The sequence below is a fragment of the Microcystis sp. M179S2 genome (assembly GCF_020245805.1).
GTDB lineage: Bacteria > Cyanobacteriota > Cyanobacteriia > Cyanobacteriales > Microcystaceae > Microcystis > Microcystis aeruginosa.
This window is the reverse complement of sequence record NZ_JADBUE010000017.1, coordinates 25413-39625: the sequence shown is the minus strand read 5'-3', so window position 1 is coordinate 39625 and position 14213 is coordinate 25413. Positions and strand designations below refer to the sequence as shown.

Below are 14213 nucleotides of genomic sequence, written 5' to 3'. Positions count from 1 at the left end.
TAGACCTCTTGCATAAATCCGAAAACAAACGATAGAAACAATAATGGGAGGGACTTTCAGTTAATTATTTATTAGTAGTTGATAATCTTCAAAAATGTTGCTGTACAAGGATCGACTTAAGACTTTTGCAAGAGGTCTAGTAAGATACACTGAAATTAATCTCTCTGTGAATCGGCCGATGAATATTAGCAAAACTTGCTTTATTTTCTGCTTATTATCTCAATTTTTGGGCAATGCAGCTGCGAGTTTAGCCGTGACTAAACTCGATTTTGATACCGGTCAACCCCTAACAAATCAAGTGGTTAGATCGGGGAAAATTAAGGTACAAGTTAGCTATCAACCCATCGACCTAAACGAGAGAGTTGATGATAATTATGATATTAATAATGTTTCTTATCAAATCTTTTATAACGAGCAAATTTATCAGGAAAATAGCGGGTATAGTGCCTTTGGATCCGGCTATGTCGAATTAAGAGATTTAGATAATAATGGCATCGATGAGATTATCGTCTCCACCTATAGCGGCGGCGCACATTGCTGCACATCTTTGGTAATTTATACTTGGCAAAAAGATAAATTTATTAGAGAAGAAACGGGTTTTTTAGATGGTAGTGGTGGTTCCTTTGAAGATTTAGATGGAGATAATAATTATGAATTTGTCACCGTTGATAATGCTTTTTTATATGCTTTTAGTTCCTACGCCGCCTCTTTTCCTCCCTCCAAAATTTATACTTTTCAACAGGGTAAATTAGCGGATGTCACTAGAAAATATCCCCAAGAATTAAGGAAAACTTTAGCAGCAATGTTGAAAGCCTTTCAGTTAGCTAAAAAAGAAAAAGCCGAAGTTAATGGCATTTTGGCCGGTTATGTCGCCCAAAAAATTCTCCTAGGAGAATACCAAGAAGCTTGGCAATTTCTCCTCGCTAATTACGATAAAAACTCCGATTGGGGTCTCGATATCTATGGCGAAAGTACAGCGATCGGCAAATATCCAGACTTTCCCGCTGCCCTGAGCGCTTTTCTCCTGAAAAATGGCTATTTAACCCCAGTTCGGGTTAAGTAGAGGCGATAAAATTCCCTGTTCCAGGAGAGTTTTTTCGGCTGATGGCAGTAAGCAATCAAACCAGAGAGGAGATTAAGGCAAAAATTAACAGAGCTACGGTGGCGGGAATGTTCAACGGAAGTTTCCCTTTGACAAAAAGCGACAACCTCTGCTGTGGCAGAATCTGTATGGGGGAACTTCCGCTAAAAACAGACAAATTTAACGGAGTTCGCGGTTCGGCATCACGCTTCGATCGAGCGGCTGTTAATAGCCTTGAACTCAATCAACCGCCACAACCACCACAACCACCACAACCGCCATCACTGCCGCCATCACTGCCGCCACTGCCGCCATCACTGCCGCCGCCACTGCCGCCATCACTGCCGCTACTGCCGCCACTGCCGCCATCACTGCCGCTACTAGCAACGGCTGTGGGAGTCAGCATTTGATACAGGTCTGCTAAAGCAGTATCGGCCATCAGAACTGTTGCTCCAAAAAACGCGACCGCAAGTACAAGTTCAGAATCGCTGCTATTGGCTGTTTTTAAAGGTTGTAAGCGATTTCTTAAATCCTTAAAAATGATCTCTCCATAACGGCTGCGCTGTGGTTTGACAAAAAACCTTGCTCCCAAAACTAGAAGCCCAAATATACAGATGAGAAGTAAACCAACTGGCTTATCGCGAGAAATTCCCACAGCCATTTTGCACAAGCCTATTCCTAGAAGAATAACCACAATCAATGATGGATAAATTTGGGCTTTGAATGCTTGGGCATCGCTCAGAAACAAACCAAGTTGTTCTAGGCGGGCACGAATGCTATCTTTCATTCCTGTAGACTTCCGGAAAACCTGTTCAATTGCCCCATCAGTGGCCAAAATATCTTGTGCAACCGCCTTTTCTACAGGATCGGCAATAGCATCGATCTTTCCTGTCACCACCAGTTTGCTTTGTGTTCTTCCAAATGGTGATTTTTCTTTTAATACCTCCACATAGCCTTGTTTTACCAAACTGGTGATTGCGGCCATAATCAGGCGATGATTGCCACCCGCCAAGAAAGCTATCTCGTAAGTATTTAAATCAGGTTGCTGCTTTGTATTAGTGCTAACTAGGCACAGGGAAAAACGTAGCCAGGCTGCCAAAGCGATTCCCATCACTCCTAGGGAAATATAGAAGGTTAAAAATTCCGGACCTGTAAAATTCATTGGGTTAGGAATTTGGGAGATTATCTGACAGCCAGTTATCATCAGTGAAAGGAAGGCTAAAAAGGTAAAGATGCCTATTTTTCGCAGTTGTGGTTTCAAGAAGATTGTCAAATTAGGTTTTGACAAAACCCAGCTTTGTTGAGTGTTGATCCGGATAAAATGCAAATCTCGCCCGAATCGGTCTTTGGGTTTAGGCCAAATATCTATTGGGGGAATATGTCCAAAAAACTGTTCGTAACTTTCTAGCGTCTTGCTATACCAACTGCCAAATTTTAATTGCTCGGATGAACCCCCACGAGTCGGCTCGTGATGTAATGTGGTTTGCAAAATTTTGGGACAGAACTCTTGCCAGTACAATCGCGTATAGGTCAGATGTAAATGCCAAACTTGATCGATTTGGTCGGATGGCGTGACCGGATGTCCTGCTGCAACGGCTAGAAATATAAACTTTTTGTATTCCTCGATCGCTCTCTGAGTATAGCCTAAGGACCAGCCGTTATCTTTTGCTAATCGTTGGCTGAAAGATAATTGACTATCTGGCCGATCCAAGGCAAATGCCTGAATTCTTTTGTATAGCTCTATCTGTTGAAAGTTCATCGTCCCTAATGGGCTATCCATAAACCCGGCCTCCCGAAAAAAACTGTTTCTAGTCGTTTATTTAGGCCGAAGAGGCTTAACTATGCGTTAAGTTTAAATTTCTTTACAAAAAGCTGGATGCCAACTATCCCTCTTTCAACTGGGCAATAAGTCTCGGAAACCCAAAAGAAAGTTGAGGAAAGTGACAGAAGCGGTTAGGTGAGGATAAAATACCAGTGGTCGCTTTAATATCACCTGAATAGTCGGTTTTTTGTGTCTTTCCCGAGACTATCGGCTGCTACCACTGGTTTGCTGTTGTTTGTTGTTGTAATCCGAGGAAATATAGTTCTTGCGTTCCCAAGCGCCTGAACTGCATTTGTCTCTCTAGTAACAATTGTAACAGACAATACCCATTTTGTGTAAAAAAAAGTAAACAATTTGGTAAAAAATTATTTTTTGCGGTAATCCTCAACCCTCTGAGGACAGCCCCAGATTACCGTTTCCTGTTTGTAAACCACCATACCGGGCTTTGCGCCCTTGGGTTTATAGACGTATTTGGGACGGGTATAGACGACGGGAACCTGTTCACTATGGCGAGCGCGGCTATAATAAGCGGCGTAATCGGCGGCAAATTGCAGATCGGCGGCTTCTGGAACTGTACCGGGGGTTAAACGGAGTAAAACGTGACTACCAGCAATTTCTTGACTATGAAACCAGATATCGTAATCGCTGGCGCTACGAAAAGTTAGCCGATCATTTTGACGGTTATTTCTGCCAATCCATAATTCTACTCCAGAGGGAGTAATAAAGCGCATGGGTTCAGATTCTTTATTATTCGTCCGATTACGCTGGTAATTGCTTTCTAGATACTTTTGTTGGATTAATTCTTCTTGTATCTCGTCTAATGCCTGTAAATCTTCGCTGCTGCTATAATTTTCTAGTTGACTTAAACTCGATCGCACTTGTTCGAGATAATTAATTTCACTGACCACTTCCTCTAATAAAGGTTCCACCGCTAACCGCGCCCTTTTTAATTTCTGATGTTGTTTATACAAATATTGGGCATTCTGCACGGGATTTCTTTCGGGATCGAGAGGAATAATTACAGGTTTTCCTGTCTGGAAATCCGCCAAACTAATGCTAGTCATTCCCTGCTGTATTTGCTGCAGATTTGCCATTAATAAATCCCCTTGCTCTTTATAGCGATCGGCATGAGCAGATTCTGCTAGTCTTGTTTGAAATCCTGCGGCTTTGGTTTGCAGTTTAGTCAGTAAAGAGGTGATTTTTTGGCTTAATTTTTGCTGTAGTTGTCGAAAGCTTTCTTGATTAATTTGGTCGCTATAATAACGGTTTAATAATTCTTGGACATTTTTAGCCGCTGCCAGTATCTCCCCACCGATCACCGTATAACCTTCTCTTGTCCATCCGGGTTTAAAGGTTTTATTTTCCAAGATTTTTAACCATTCTTGCCAAGCTGAAAAGAGCTTTTCCCAATCGGTATTATCTAACTGATCCGTGTTTAATTTCGGGTGAATTTTTGCTTTTTGTAACAGCGATCGAGCGATGACTGGACTAACCCCACGATAGGTACTAACTAGCTGTTTTTCGATAGTTTTAGGGATTAAACTAACTCGGGCTTGCCAACTGCTCAAGGATTCTTCTAAACTGGGATTTGTTGCCAATAAAACGGGGGGTAGTTGATAGATTTGTCCCGTTTGTACGGTGCGAACACTAGACTGGGTAGCATTAACTTGATGGGCAACGGTGACAATTTGATTATCAGCCGCAGTTAAAATAACATTGCTATATTTGCCCATAATTTCTATATACAAATGCCCCAGGGCCGGATCATCGGGACGTTGGGCAAATTGTAGATCGATGACTCTTTCCCACGGGGCAACAAATGCTAATTTTGTCAGGGCAAAACCATTGAGTTGATGACGCAATTGATCGCTGAAAGTGAAGGTATCTGGGACTTTTGGCGGTGGCTCACCAATATGCAGCCGCGCCCCTTGGGGATGCCAAGAAATAATTAACCATCCCTTGCGATCGAAGGTTCGTAAATGGAGGGCGATCGTTTGGCGATCAATTTGATACACTTGTTCTAGTCTCGCCGGCAGCCAAACGGCAGCAATTTCGGCACAAGTGGCGCTGAGGGTGGTAAAGTCTACGGATTGCATTTTCAGTTATCAGTTATCAGCTGTAGGGTGGGTTAGGCGACGGTAACTGCTACAGTTTAGTATTGATTTTGTGTTCGCCGTAACCCACCAAATTATTGCTCCTTTTTTCTCGGTGCTTTAGGTTGGTGCGTTACGCTGCGCTAACGCACCCTACTGGACTGTTTCAGCTAAAATAGGGCAATAGATTTCGGCTTAAAGTCTTAGATTATAGAATTTATAGCATTTTTCTAATACACCAAATTAGCTGAAACAAACCACTACTTTTTACTTTTATAAAAGGGTTTTTTGACTACGGTAGCGGGGTAGGTAGTGCCGCGGATTTCTACTTCGATCGCCTGTCCGATCGAGGCGAAAGGTGTGGGAAGATAGGCTAAAGCGATCGCTGTGTTTAAAGTTGGTGATAAAGTGCCACTGGTGACTTTACCCACCACTTCCCCAGCGAATACTACCGGATAATCGTGACGGGCGATATGTTTGCCGGACATCTGCAATCCCACCAAGCGCCGATTCACACCATTAAGTTTTTGGTCTTCAAGGACATTGCGACCGATAAAATCGCCTTTTTCTGGCAGATGAACCAACCAATTTAAGCCTGCCTCTAGGGGACTCGTGCTATCGTCGATATCCTGTCCATAAAGGGCTAAAGCTGCCTCTAAACGCAGGGTATCCCGGGCCCCTAAACCGCAGGGAGTCACCCCTAAATTTAAGAATTCTCTCCAAAGTTGCTGCCCGATTTCAGGAGCGGCCATAATTTCAAAACCATCTTCTCCCGTGTAACCAGTCCTAGCGATAAAAACTTTTTCCCCGAAAAGCTGGCTTTCCCAGTGATTAAATAGGCCAAAATCGCTTAATTTTTCCCCAATCAAGGGCTGTAAAATTGTGGCTGCCTTGGGTCCTTGCAGGGCGATTAAGACTCTTTCTCGGGATAAATCCTTTAATTTAACCCCCGAACCCTCTAAATTGCCTAAAATCCACTCTCGATCTTTATCGGTGGTTGCGGCATTAACAATTAATACGCCTTGGCTTTCGCTTTGGTAGTAAAAGATAATATCATCGATTATGCCACCGTCTGGGTTAAGTAAAACGCTATACTGTGCCTTTCCTGCGCTTAAACGGGCTAAATTAGACGGAACTAGGGTTTGGAGAGATTGAACCAGATTATCTCCAGTTAAGATAAATTTGCCCATGTGGGAAATGTCAAACATCCCGACACCATTGCGGACAGCATTATGTTCGATTTTTAGGCCGCTAAACTGTATCGGCATCTCCCAACCCGCAAAAGGGGTAAATTTGCTGGTTTGTTGGGCAATTAGGTCGTATAAGGGGGTACGAATAGCGGGGGAAGTTGCTTCTTGGTTAGCCACGGTGATCTCGATCGAATGGTTTTCTGCCTAGAGTAGCATAGCAGTTATCAGGAGACTCCGAGACAGGAGATTATTTTTATTTATTCTCCCCACTTCCCCACACCCCACACCCCACTTCCCCACTTCCCCACTTCCCAATTCATAATTCCCACTCCCTTAACCTTTCTCGCACCCTGTCAATGGGAATTGCGAAACCGCAGCCCAATTTAACGGCATTTTCCAGGGGTTTAGGAGTAGAAGAATTGGCACAAAATAAACTCGCTTGGGAAATCACTCCCACCACTTGATTTTTATCGTTTAAAACTGGACTTCCCGACTGTCCAGAAACGACAAACATGGATAAACTTAAGGATTTTTCGTTATGATCATTAACAGTGCCTTTGCTGACAGTCCAATCTTTTTGATTAAAAGGATTACCGATCGAGATTACCGGTTGATTAGGGGCAATTGGTAGGGGTGCTAAAGCTAAAGGTTTTAAATCTGGGGGGGGATTTTTTACCTCTAATACTGCTAAATCGAGCCAGTCATTAGCTGGGGTAATGTGGAGAATTTTAGCTTTTGAACGCTTGGGAATTTTTCCCTTGGGTGGTTGGCTATAATACTCGACAAAAATGCGTGCCCCTGCATCGATTTCTTGACGGTAATTCGTAACCACATGGCGGTTAGTCACGATCCAAGCTGTATCTTGATCTCGTTGTAATAACCAACCAGTGCCGATACCATTGTTATTTTTGCCACGAATGACAATTTTAACAATTGAGCGTTTTAAATTCACCAGAGGATCACTCTTAACACTGGGAATTATCTCTGGCATTTTTAATAATTCGGGATTGTCGTGAATTAATCGTCCCCGTTGGATTTCCTGTAAAATAAATCTAACTTCTGATAAATTGGGATCAATTTCTACGGCCTGCCGACACCAATTTAGACCCTCATCGATCTGACCGTTGTTGATATAGATATAACAGAGATTTTCGTAAATATTGGCATTTTTGGGACTAATTTGGCGCGCCTGTTGAAAAACTGCCATCGCTTCCCCTAGTTTTCCCTGTTCCGCTAAAGCTTCGCCCAGATAATTATAAATATCCCCATCTTTAGGGGTGTAAATTAAAGCCTGTTGATATATTTGCTCTGCTTCCTCCCATTTTCCCTGTTTTGCTAGGGTTTCTCCTAATTTTTTGTAGGTTTCACCCTGACTAGGTATCAATTCTAGAGCTTGCTGATAGGCATAACTGGCCTCTGGCCAGAGTTGCTGTTCACTGTAGGCCTTTCCCAGATAAAAATAGGCTTTTCCCTGAGTAGGATCGAGAAAAACCGCTGCTTGCAGAGCTTTCGCCGCCTCATCCCAACGTTGTAAACTATAGAGAGCTTTTCCTAGCTGAAATTGCGCTTTAAAAGTTGGTTTAATGATCATTGCTTTTTGGTAAGCATCGAGTGCCTCTGACCATTTTTCCTCTTGCGCGAAGGTGTCTCCCAAAGCCACTAAAGAATTACTTTGGGAGGGTTCCATCGGTGGTTTATCGTTAACGATAAAGCCATGATTATAGGCTTGTAAGGCTTCAGAATAGCGTTTTTGACTTTGTAAGACCTGAGCGATTTTTATATGGGCTTGGGCCGAATTTTCGTGAAAAGATAAAACTGTTCGGTAAGCAGACAGAGCCGATTCCTTCTCCCCCGCGGCCAAAAGTTGATCGCCTTGCCAAAGATAAGCCAAGGCAATCAGATAAAAAATAGCAAAGGGAGCGGCGGCGATGAAGGCAATAATTACAAATATTTGCCAGGATTTGCCAGAATAGCGGCGACCGATTTTAAGCTCTTTTCTTTTCATTTCTTGGTTAGGATAGACAACAGGCCAGAGGTGGTTCGATAATCGCCCTAGACCAATTTAGATGCGCGGGCCACTTACACATATTTTTGCTTTTCCTCTTGCCCTTTCCGAAGTTCTGCTCCTCCTTCTTTCTGGGGTATGAATTTGACACTCCTGGGCCTAAAGGCGTGAGGATTCTCGAAGCTCATCACTGCACTTTCTGGTTTCCCTTACTCACGTCTTACACGATTATTTCTGAACCGAGATTACTAGAATATCAGTTGCTATCTAGTTTCCCTTTTTGTGGTTCACTCTCCAAGCGTTTTCCTATTTCAAGGAAAATTCGGATACGCCCTACCCTATCTGTCTTACGACAAAAGTTTTTCTTCGATTCATTCAGTCTTTTTGAAGACTTACGTCCCTGTTTAAAGAGTTTTCGGTGGCTCTTGTCTATCTATTTTTCCCTCAACAGTGCTGCACTGTTTCAGCCGAATTTTCACGATGTGCGACGGCATTGCAACCTGAAGACTCTAATATTGTATCACCAAGTCCCCCTAGAAGGGGGAGGCTTTAAACCCAAATTTTCGGTAATTTTGTGCAACTACTTACCGATTACTGCTGCGAGCGCTGGGTAGGATTAACATAGCATCACCGAAGGAATAGAAACGGAAACGCTCTTGGATAGCTTCTTGATACAATGCCAGTAGTCTTTCCCGTCCGATTAAGGCACTGACTAACATCATCAAACTGGACTTGGGTAGGTGAAAATTAGTGATCATGCCGTCGATAACTCGCCATTGATAACCCGGATAGACAAATAAATTCGTTTTTCCCTGAAAAGCGGTTAATTTCTCGCTCTTACTTTCTTTAATTGCCCCTTCCAAGGCGCGAGCTACCGTGGTCCCCACGGCGATAATCCGGCCACCTCTAGCCTTTGTTTGGGCGATTTTTTCGGCAGTTTCGGCGGAAATCTGCAAAAATTCTTGGTGCATTAGGTGTTCTGTAATATTTTCCACTTCCACGGGACGAAAGGTTCCCACTCCCACATGAAGGGTGATATAGGCGGTATCTATACCCTTCTGGGCGAGCTTATGGAATAATTCGGGAGTAAAATGTAATCCTGCCGTGGGAGCGGCCACAGAACCCTGTTTATCGGCGTAAACTGTTTGATAACGGTCTTCTTCCGCCTCTGATTCGGTGACGTAGGGGGGGAAAGGAATATGACCGTACTCCTCCAACATATCCCAAAAACTGCGCCCGGGATGACGTTGAAATTGCAGCAGACGACCACCGGTGTTCAGATCTCGATCGATTACTTTCGCTAACCATAATTTTTCTTGGTCTTCCGTCGGCCCTGTTTTCGGATAAAAAAGGACTTCTGAACCGACTTTAAAGCGTTTTCCCGGTTTCACCAGAGATAACCAACGATGGTCATCTTGTTCTTCTAATAGTAATATTTCTACGGGTGCGCCCGTGGTTTTACGTCCAAATAAACGGGCCGGAATCACGCGGGTATCGTTGAAAACCAGCAAATCCCCCGACTCTAACCAAGTGGGTAAATCACGAAAAATAGCTAAATTATGACTATTGGGAGAATCTACCACCAAAAGACGGGAACTATCCCGGGTTTCTGCGGGATTTTGGGCAATTAACTCCGGAGGAAGGTGATAATCGTAGCTGGAGAGTAATTGGTCAGGGATCATCGTCATTATCATCATAAAAATCTTCGCAAAAGTTGGGTAATCCTACCCAGGCGAACTTCACTAAATCGGGGATTTCTCCCCTTGGTATCGAGAACGGTTTATCGTCAGACTTAGATATATAACACTAATCGTGACTATTAGCCAATAGCCCGGCGGCCACTATGGACTATCTCTATTTTCTTGCTAATGCTAGTTTAACGCTACGAGTCACCGAATACCTGCGATCGATGACTCATCTGCCTTCCTCCGTGATGACGGTTATCCATCAGATTAACGGTTGGGTGGTCAAGGTAAAGTTTAATCAAATGCTGACTCCTTGCCAACACGGCGATTTTCGCGCCTACATGAATGAGTTAGGGATTACCTATCAACCGGAAATGCGTCTCCAGATGGTTTTTTGGAGTTTGGAAACGGGACAATCTCCTATTGATGTCATGCGTCGTTATCAAGTGGCGATCGTGTCCCATGGTACCCCGGATCAGCAAGATATAGAGGCTTTTCGGCAACAATTTACTAAGGGTTTAGGATACTGTCCGGAAACTCTGGCCTAGGGTTTATTTTCTTTCGGGATGCTCTTCTAGGGCAACTACAGGACTTAAATCGTTGATGTGATCAATTAACTGATACAAGCGTCCGTAACTCTTGCCGTTAAAGTAAAAAACTAGACGGGGTAAATGGTGGCTGGAATCCCGATTCTCTCGTTCTAGAATTTGACTAGGTGCGATTTTACCCTTAACTAGGATATCGCCGAAGTTTTGGTTAATTTGTTCGATCTGTTCCCCGCTTAGTTCGTGATTAAGACGAATAACAAAGGATTCTCCCACAAAACGGCTGGAGTGATACACCCGATAGAAGTGGCGAATTGTTTGACAAGCGTAGTCTAGATCGTTGGTAATTGTATAAAAATTCCGATCTTCGGCGGATATCAGTCCTCTTTTTTGCAGATTTTCACTAATTTGTTCTTGCCAAGTTTGCCAGTAATCCCCATCAGGCTCATCAATTAATACTAGGGGTGCAGGTCCGTATTTACCGGTTTGACAGAGGGTAAGCGTCTCAAAGGCCTCATCTTGGGTGCCAAAACCACCGGGGAATAAAGCTACTGCGTCACTTTCCCGCAGAAAAAATAGTTTTCTGGTAAAGAAATATTTAAAATCGATTAATTTGGCATCATTTATGATATAGGGATTAGCCCCCTGTTCAAAAGGTAGCTGAATATTTAATCCGAAGGAATTTTCCCGTCCGGCGCCTTCATTCCCTGCTTGCATGATGCCACCCCCAGCGCCGGTTAACACCATAAAACCGTATTGACTAATACAGCGAGCGAAGTCCACTGCCAGACGGTATTCACTGCTGTCGGGTTTGATGCGTGCCGAGCCAAAAATGGTCAGTTTACGAATGTGACGGTAGGGGTAAAATACCTGAAATCCCTTTTCTAGATCTTCGATCGCATAGGTTAAAATTTTCCAATCCAGGCGATCGATTTCCTCCTCGGCAATTCTGACTATTGCTTCCAGAGCTCTTTGAATCCATTTACCATCTTTTAAGTGGGGCAAATGTTGCACCAATTTCAGCAAGTCTTCGGTTAATTCAGAATAGGAATTTTCCATTGGTGGGTTGGGTTTTGGGTGTTAGGGTGTTGGGGTGGTCACTGCGTGCGCGTTGCGGGGGGTTTTAGGGTGTTGGGGAAGATATTTCTTAGTCCCCATTTCCCCATTTAAGTAGGGAGGCACAATTATTTGTAGGATGGGTTAGCGGTAGCGTAACCCATGCGGGCGTTGGGTTTCATGCTTCAACCCAACCTACGTTCATCTTATATTTAATTCCACCCACCTACTTATATGTCCATTAGTTAACTATTCAAAAACTTAAAGATCACTGTTCAGGATTATTTATTGCCTGATTAACTTGGGTGATTTGGGTTTGAAAATATTGTTCACGATAACGGATAGCTTGGGCTAATTCCGCACCTTTTTGGAAAGCGAGTAAAGCTTGGGGATAATTTTTTCTCTCTAGATAAATTTGACCGATTTGATCGTAGGTGTTCATTAAACCGTAGTAATTATAACCCAATTCATGGACTTTAATTAATTCTTGATAGATTTGTAAAGCATAATCTACCTGTTGATAACTTTTATAGAGTTCGGCCAACTTATTTAAAGCCTCTCCTGCGGTGCCGTACTGTTGTAAAGCAAAAGCGAGAGAATAGGCTTCTTGAAAGTTTTGGCTGGCTTTATTTGCATCTTTTAAAGCTTGGTAATCTAAACCAATTTGAATTTTTAGAGCGGGGATTAACTGTATTTGCTGATTTCTGATCTGGGTTTCAGCTATTTCTTCTTTAATTTTCACGGCGTTAGCTGGTTGCAGAGATTCTCGATAAATTTCTGCTAGTCTTTGCAAATAAATTCCTTGAGTTAAAGAATTATTCTGTGCCTTAGAAATAGTTAATAATTCTTCGTAAATTGGAGCTGCTTTTTGATAATCAAAACGGGATAAATGAATTTGACCAAGTTGATTTAAAGTTGCTTCTACTGCTGTGTTATCCCCAGATTTTCTGGCATTAGCTAGGATTTTATCATAGATGATTATCGCCTCATTAAAAGCTCGTACCTGTTGATAGGATGTACCTAATAATGCTAATAACTCCCCGTCCATTGTCTGGTTAGTTTCTGCGGTTTGTTGCAGAGCTTTTAAACGAGCAGTAATTAATTTAACATCCTCGGTTCGATCTCGATTCCAAGCTGCTAACCCCACTTTTCCCAAAGATTTTACTTCTTCTTTTGCTCCTAAATAACGATTTAATTTAATCACTTCATACCAGATAGGAAAAGCTTCCTCATTTAATCCCGCATCGTATTTAGCCTGAGCTTCAGCATCGCGTTGATCGATGTATAATAACAGCTGACGACGCTCCAAGGGAGTTAAAGGGCGATCGATTGCGGGTAATAAAGGACTTTTTAGGGGAGTTTCGAGGGGATTGGGTGCAGGGGTTTCTGTTTGTGCTAGGAGAGGAAGGGAAGTACCGATCAAACAGAGCCATAAACCGAGAGAAAAACGTAGCATAATAGATTGATAAGAGCGTAGTAGAGGATGATATTTTGTGATCGATCGATTCTATAAGACACTGACTGCCGAAAATTTGCGTTTCCCAATTTTGGGTTTAATTGCTAGTTTGATTGTAACCTTTAGTCTGGGGGCCTGTGGTGTCTCCCCGCAAGTTTTAGCAGAACAACGAATGTTTCTACCCCTCTCGGTCGAGTTTTTGGGAGAATATCAATTGCCACAAGCGGATTATCAAGGGACAAGGGTGGGGGGATTATCGGCAATTACCTATGATCGTGCCAATAACCGCTTTTATCTCCTCAGTGATGATCGTTCTCAGAAAGCTCCGGCCCGCTTTTATCGAGCTAGTTTGCAGATAAATGGTGAAAAAATCGAAAAAGTGAATTTAGAGGCAGTCACGTTCCTAAAAGATGGCAAGGGAGAAACGTTTAAAAAGGGATCGATCGACCCGGAAGGTATCGCTTTTTCGCCCCGACAAACTTTGTTTATTTCCAGTGAAGGTGCGGTTAAACAGGGAATTGCTCCTTTTATTGCTGAATTTGATTTGCAGGGACAATTAAAGGAGTCTTTGTTAATTCCTAATCGCTTTTTACCGGATGATAGCAATCAAAAAGGAATACAGGATAATTTAGGGTTTGAATCCTTAACTTTAGGGATTACCAGCACTCTCAAAGACGATCCTTTTCGTTTGTTTACTGCCACAGAAAGTGCTTTAATTCAAGATAGTCCCACGGGAAAAAGAGCAGAAAATCTCAGAGTGCGACTTCTTCATTATGTTATTGATCCGATTGGTGCGCCTGTGTTAGTATCAGAACAATTGTATGTGTTAGATGAGCCACCCAGTGGTGCGAGATACTACGGTTTAACGGAATTATTAGCTTTAGAAAAAGAGGGTTATTTTCTCAGTTTAGAGCGAACTTTTGGTTTAGAAGGTTTTGGAGCGAAACTATTTCAGGTAGTTAATGGGAGTGCCACCGATACGTCGAAAATTGCTCGGATACCGGGAGAATTAGAAGCTTTACAGGTGCAACCCTTGCGGAAAAAATTATTACTAGATTTAGGGACTTTAGGGATTGATTTAGATAATTTGGAAGGAATGACCCTCGGTCCAAGATTAGCTGATGGCAGTCGCTCTTTGATTTTAGTCAGTGATGATAATTTTAATCCGAATCAGGTCAATCAGTTTTTACTATTTCGACTCAAGGAAAAATAAACAAGAGATGGTTAATTGCCTCACCTATCCCCTTCTGGGAGAAGGATTGGGGTGAGGACTACCAATA

Annotated in this window: 10 protein-coding genes; 3 read left to right on the top strand and 7 right to left on the bottom strand. The window is 42.8% G+C overall.

The features are described from left to right. Nucleotides 1-178: 178 nt before the first annotated feature. On the top strand, nucleotides 179-1063 hold the full coding sequence (locus tag IM500_RS00985) for a hypothetical protein (RefSeq protein ID WP_190721303.1): 885 nt from the start codon (nucleotides 179-181) through the stop codon (nucleotides 1061-1063). A 262-nt stretch (nucleotides 1064-1325) separates the two neighbouring features. On the opposite strand, the gene IM500_RS00980 is transcribed toward IM500_RS00985, so the two are convergent. From IM500_RS00980 to queA, 5 genes are all read right to left on the bottom strand, one after another. After that, nucleotides 1326-2861 (bottom strand): TIGR04222 domain-containing membrane protein, encoded by a 1536-nt coding sequence (locus IM500_RS00980; RefSeq protein ID WP_190721304.1) that lies wholly within the window; start codon nucleotides 2859-2861, stop codon nucleotides 1326-1328. Nucleotides 2862-3268: 407 nt separating this feature from the next. Continuing rightward, a complete protein-coding gene (locus IM500_RS00975; RefSeq protein ID WP_287737433.1) occupies nucleotides 3269-4999 on the bottom strand; it encodes an Rqc2 family fibronectin-binding protein in 1731 nt (576 codons plus the stop codon). Between the two features lie 257 nt (nucleotides 5000-5256). Further along, nucleotides 5257-6363 carry a glycine cleavage system aminomethyltransferase GcvT gene (gcvT, locus tag IM500_RS00970; protein WP_190721306.1) on the bottom strand — a complete coding sequence of 369 codons (1107 nt, stop codon included), beginning with the start codon at nucleotides 6361-6363 and terminating at the stop codon, nucleotides 5257-5259. 139 nt (nucleotides 6364-6502) lie between these two features. Next, nucleotides 6503-8191 carry a serine protease gene (locus IM500_RS00965; protein ID WP_190721307.1) on the bottom strand — a complete coding sequence of 563 codons (1689 nt, stop codon included), beginning with the start codon at nucleotides 8189-8191 and terminating at the stop codon, nucleotides 6503-6505. Nucleotides 8192-8775: 584 nt separating this feature from the next. Beyond that, nucleotides 8776-9873, bottom strand: a complete 1098-nt coding sequence (queA, locus tag IM500_RS00960) for a tRNA preQ1(34) S-adenosylmethionine ribosyltransferase-isomerase QueA (RefSeq protein ID WP_190721381.1) — start codon at nucleotides 9871-9873, stop codon at nucleotides 8776-8778. A gap of 161 nt (nucleotides 9874-10034) precedes the next feature. On the opposite strand from queA, the gene IM500_RS00955 reads away from it, so the two are divergent. Next, entirely contained in the window at nucleotides 10035-10424 is a 390-nt protein-coding gene (locus IM500_RS00955; protein ID WP_002796539.1) for a hypothetical protein, read from the top strand. 3 nt (nucleotides 10425-10427) lie between these two features. On the opposite strand, the gene IM500_RS00950 is transcribed toward IM500_RS00955, so the two are convergent. Together IM500_RS00950 and IM500_RS00945 are read right to left on the bottom strand one after the other, a co-directional pair. Next, the gene (locus tag IM500_RS00950) at nucleotides 10428-11480 is read right to left on the bottom strand and encodes an LOG family protein (protein WP_002796540.1); all 1053 of its coding nucleotides are present in this window, start codon (nucleotides 11478-11480) and stop codon (nucleotides 10428-10430) included. A 265-nt stretch (nucleotides 11481-11745) separates the two neighbouring features. After that, complete coding sequence (locus IM500_RS00945; protein ID WP_287737432.1) at nucleotides 11746-12933, bottom strand: tetratricopeptide repeat protein; 1188 nt, start codon at nucleotides 12931-12933, stop codon at nucleotides 11746-11748. Nucleotides 12934-12970: 37 nt separating this feature from the next. Between IM500_RS00945 and IM500_RS00940 the strand changes: the two genes are divergently transcribed. Further along, nucleotides 12971-14146 (top strand): esterase-like activity of phytase family protein, encoded by a 1176-nt coding sequence (locus IM500_RS00940; protein ID WP_287737430.1) that lies wholly within the window; start codon nucleotides 12971-12973, stop codon nucleotides 14144-14146. The last annotated feature ends 67 nt before the right edge of the window (nucleotides 14147-14213 follow it).

Excerpts from the sequence above, each read along its gene's own strand:
- IM500_RS00985 (WP_190721303.1), top strand. The coding sequence starts at position 179 with ATGAATATTAGCAAAACTTGCTTTATTTTCTGCTTATTATCTCAATTT.
- IM500_RS00980 (WP_190721304.1), bottom strand. The coding sequence starts at position 2,861 with ATGGATAGCCCATTAGGGACGATGAACTTTCAACAGATAGAGCTATAC.
- IM500_RS00975 (WP_287737433.1), bottom strand. The coding sequence starts at position 4,999 with ATGCAATCCGTAGACTTTACCACCCTCAGCGCCACTTGTGCCGAAATT.
- IM500_RS00965 (WP_190721307.1), bottom strand. The coding sequence starts at position 8,191 with ATGAAAAGAAAAGAGCTTAAAATCGGTCGCCGCTATTCTGGCAAATCC.
- queA (WP_190721381.1), bottom strand. The coding sequence starts at position 9,873 with ATGATCCCTGACCAATTACTCTCCAGCTACGATTATCACCTTCCTCCG.
- IM500_RS00955 (WP_002796539.1), top strand. The coding sequence starts at position 10,035 with ATGGACTATCTCTATTTTCTTGCTAATGCTAGTTTAACGCTACGAGTC.
- IM500_RS00950 (WP_002796540.1), bottom strand. The coding sequence starts at position 11,480 with ATGGAAAATTCCTATTCTGAATTAACCGAAGACTTGCTGAAATTGGTG.
- IM500_RS00945 (WP_287737432.1), bottom strand. The coding sequence starts at position 12,933 with ATGCTACGTTTTTCTCTCGGTTTATGGCTCTGTTTGATCGGTACTTCC.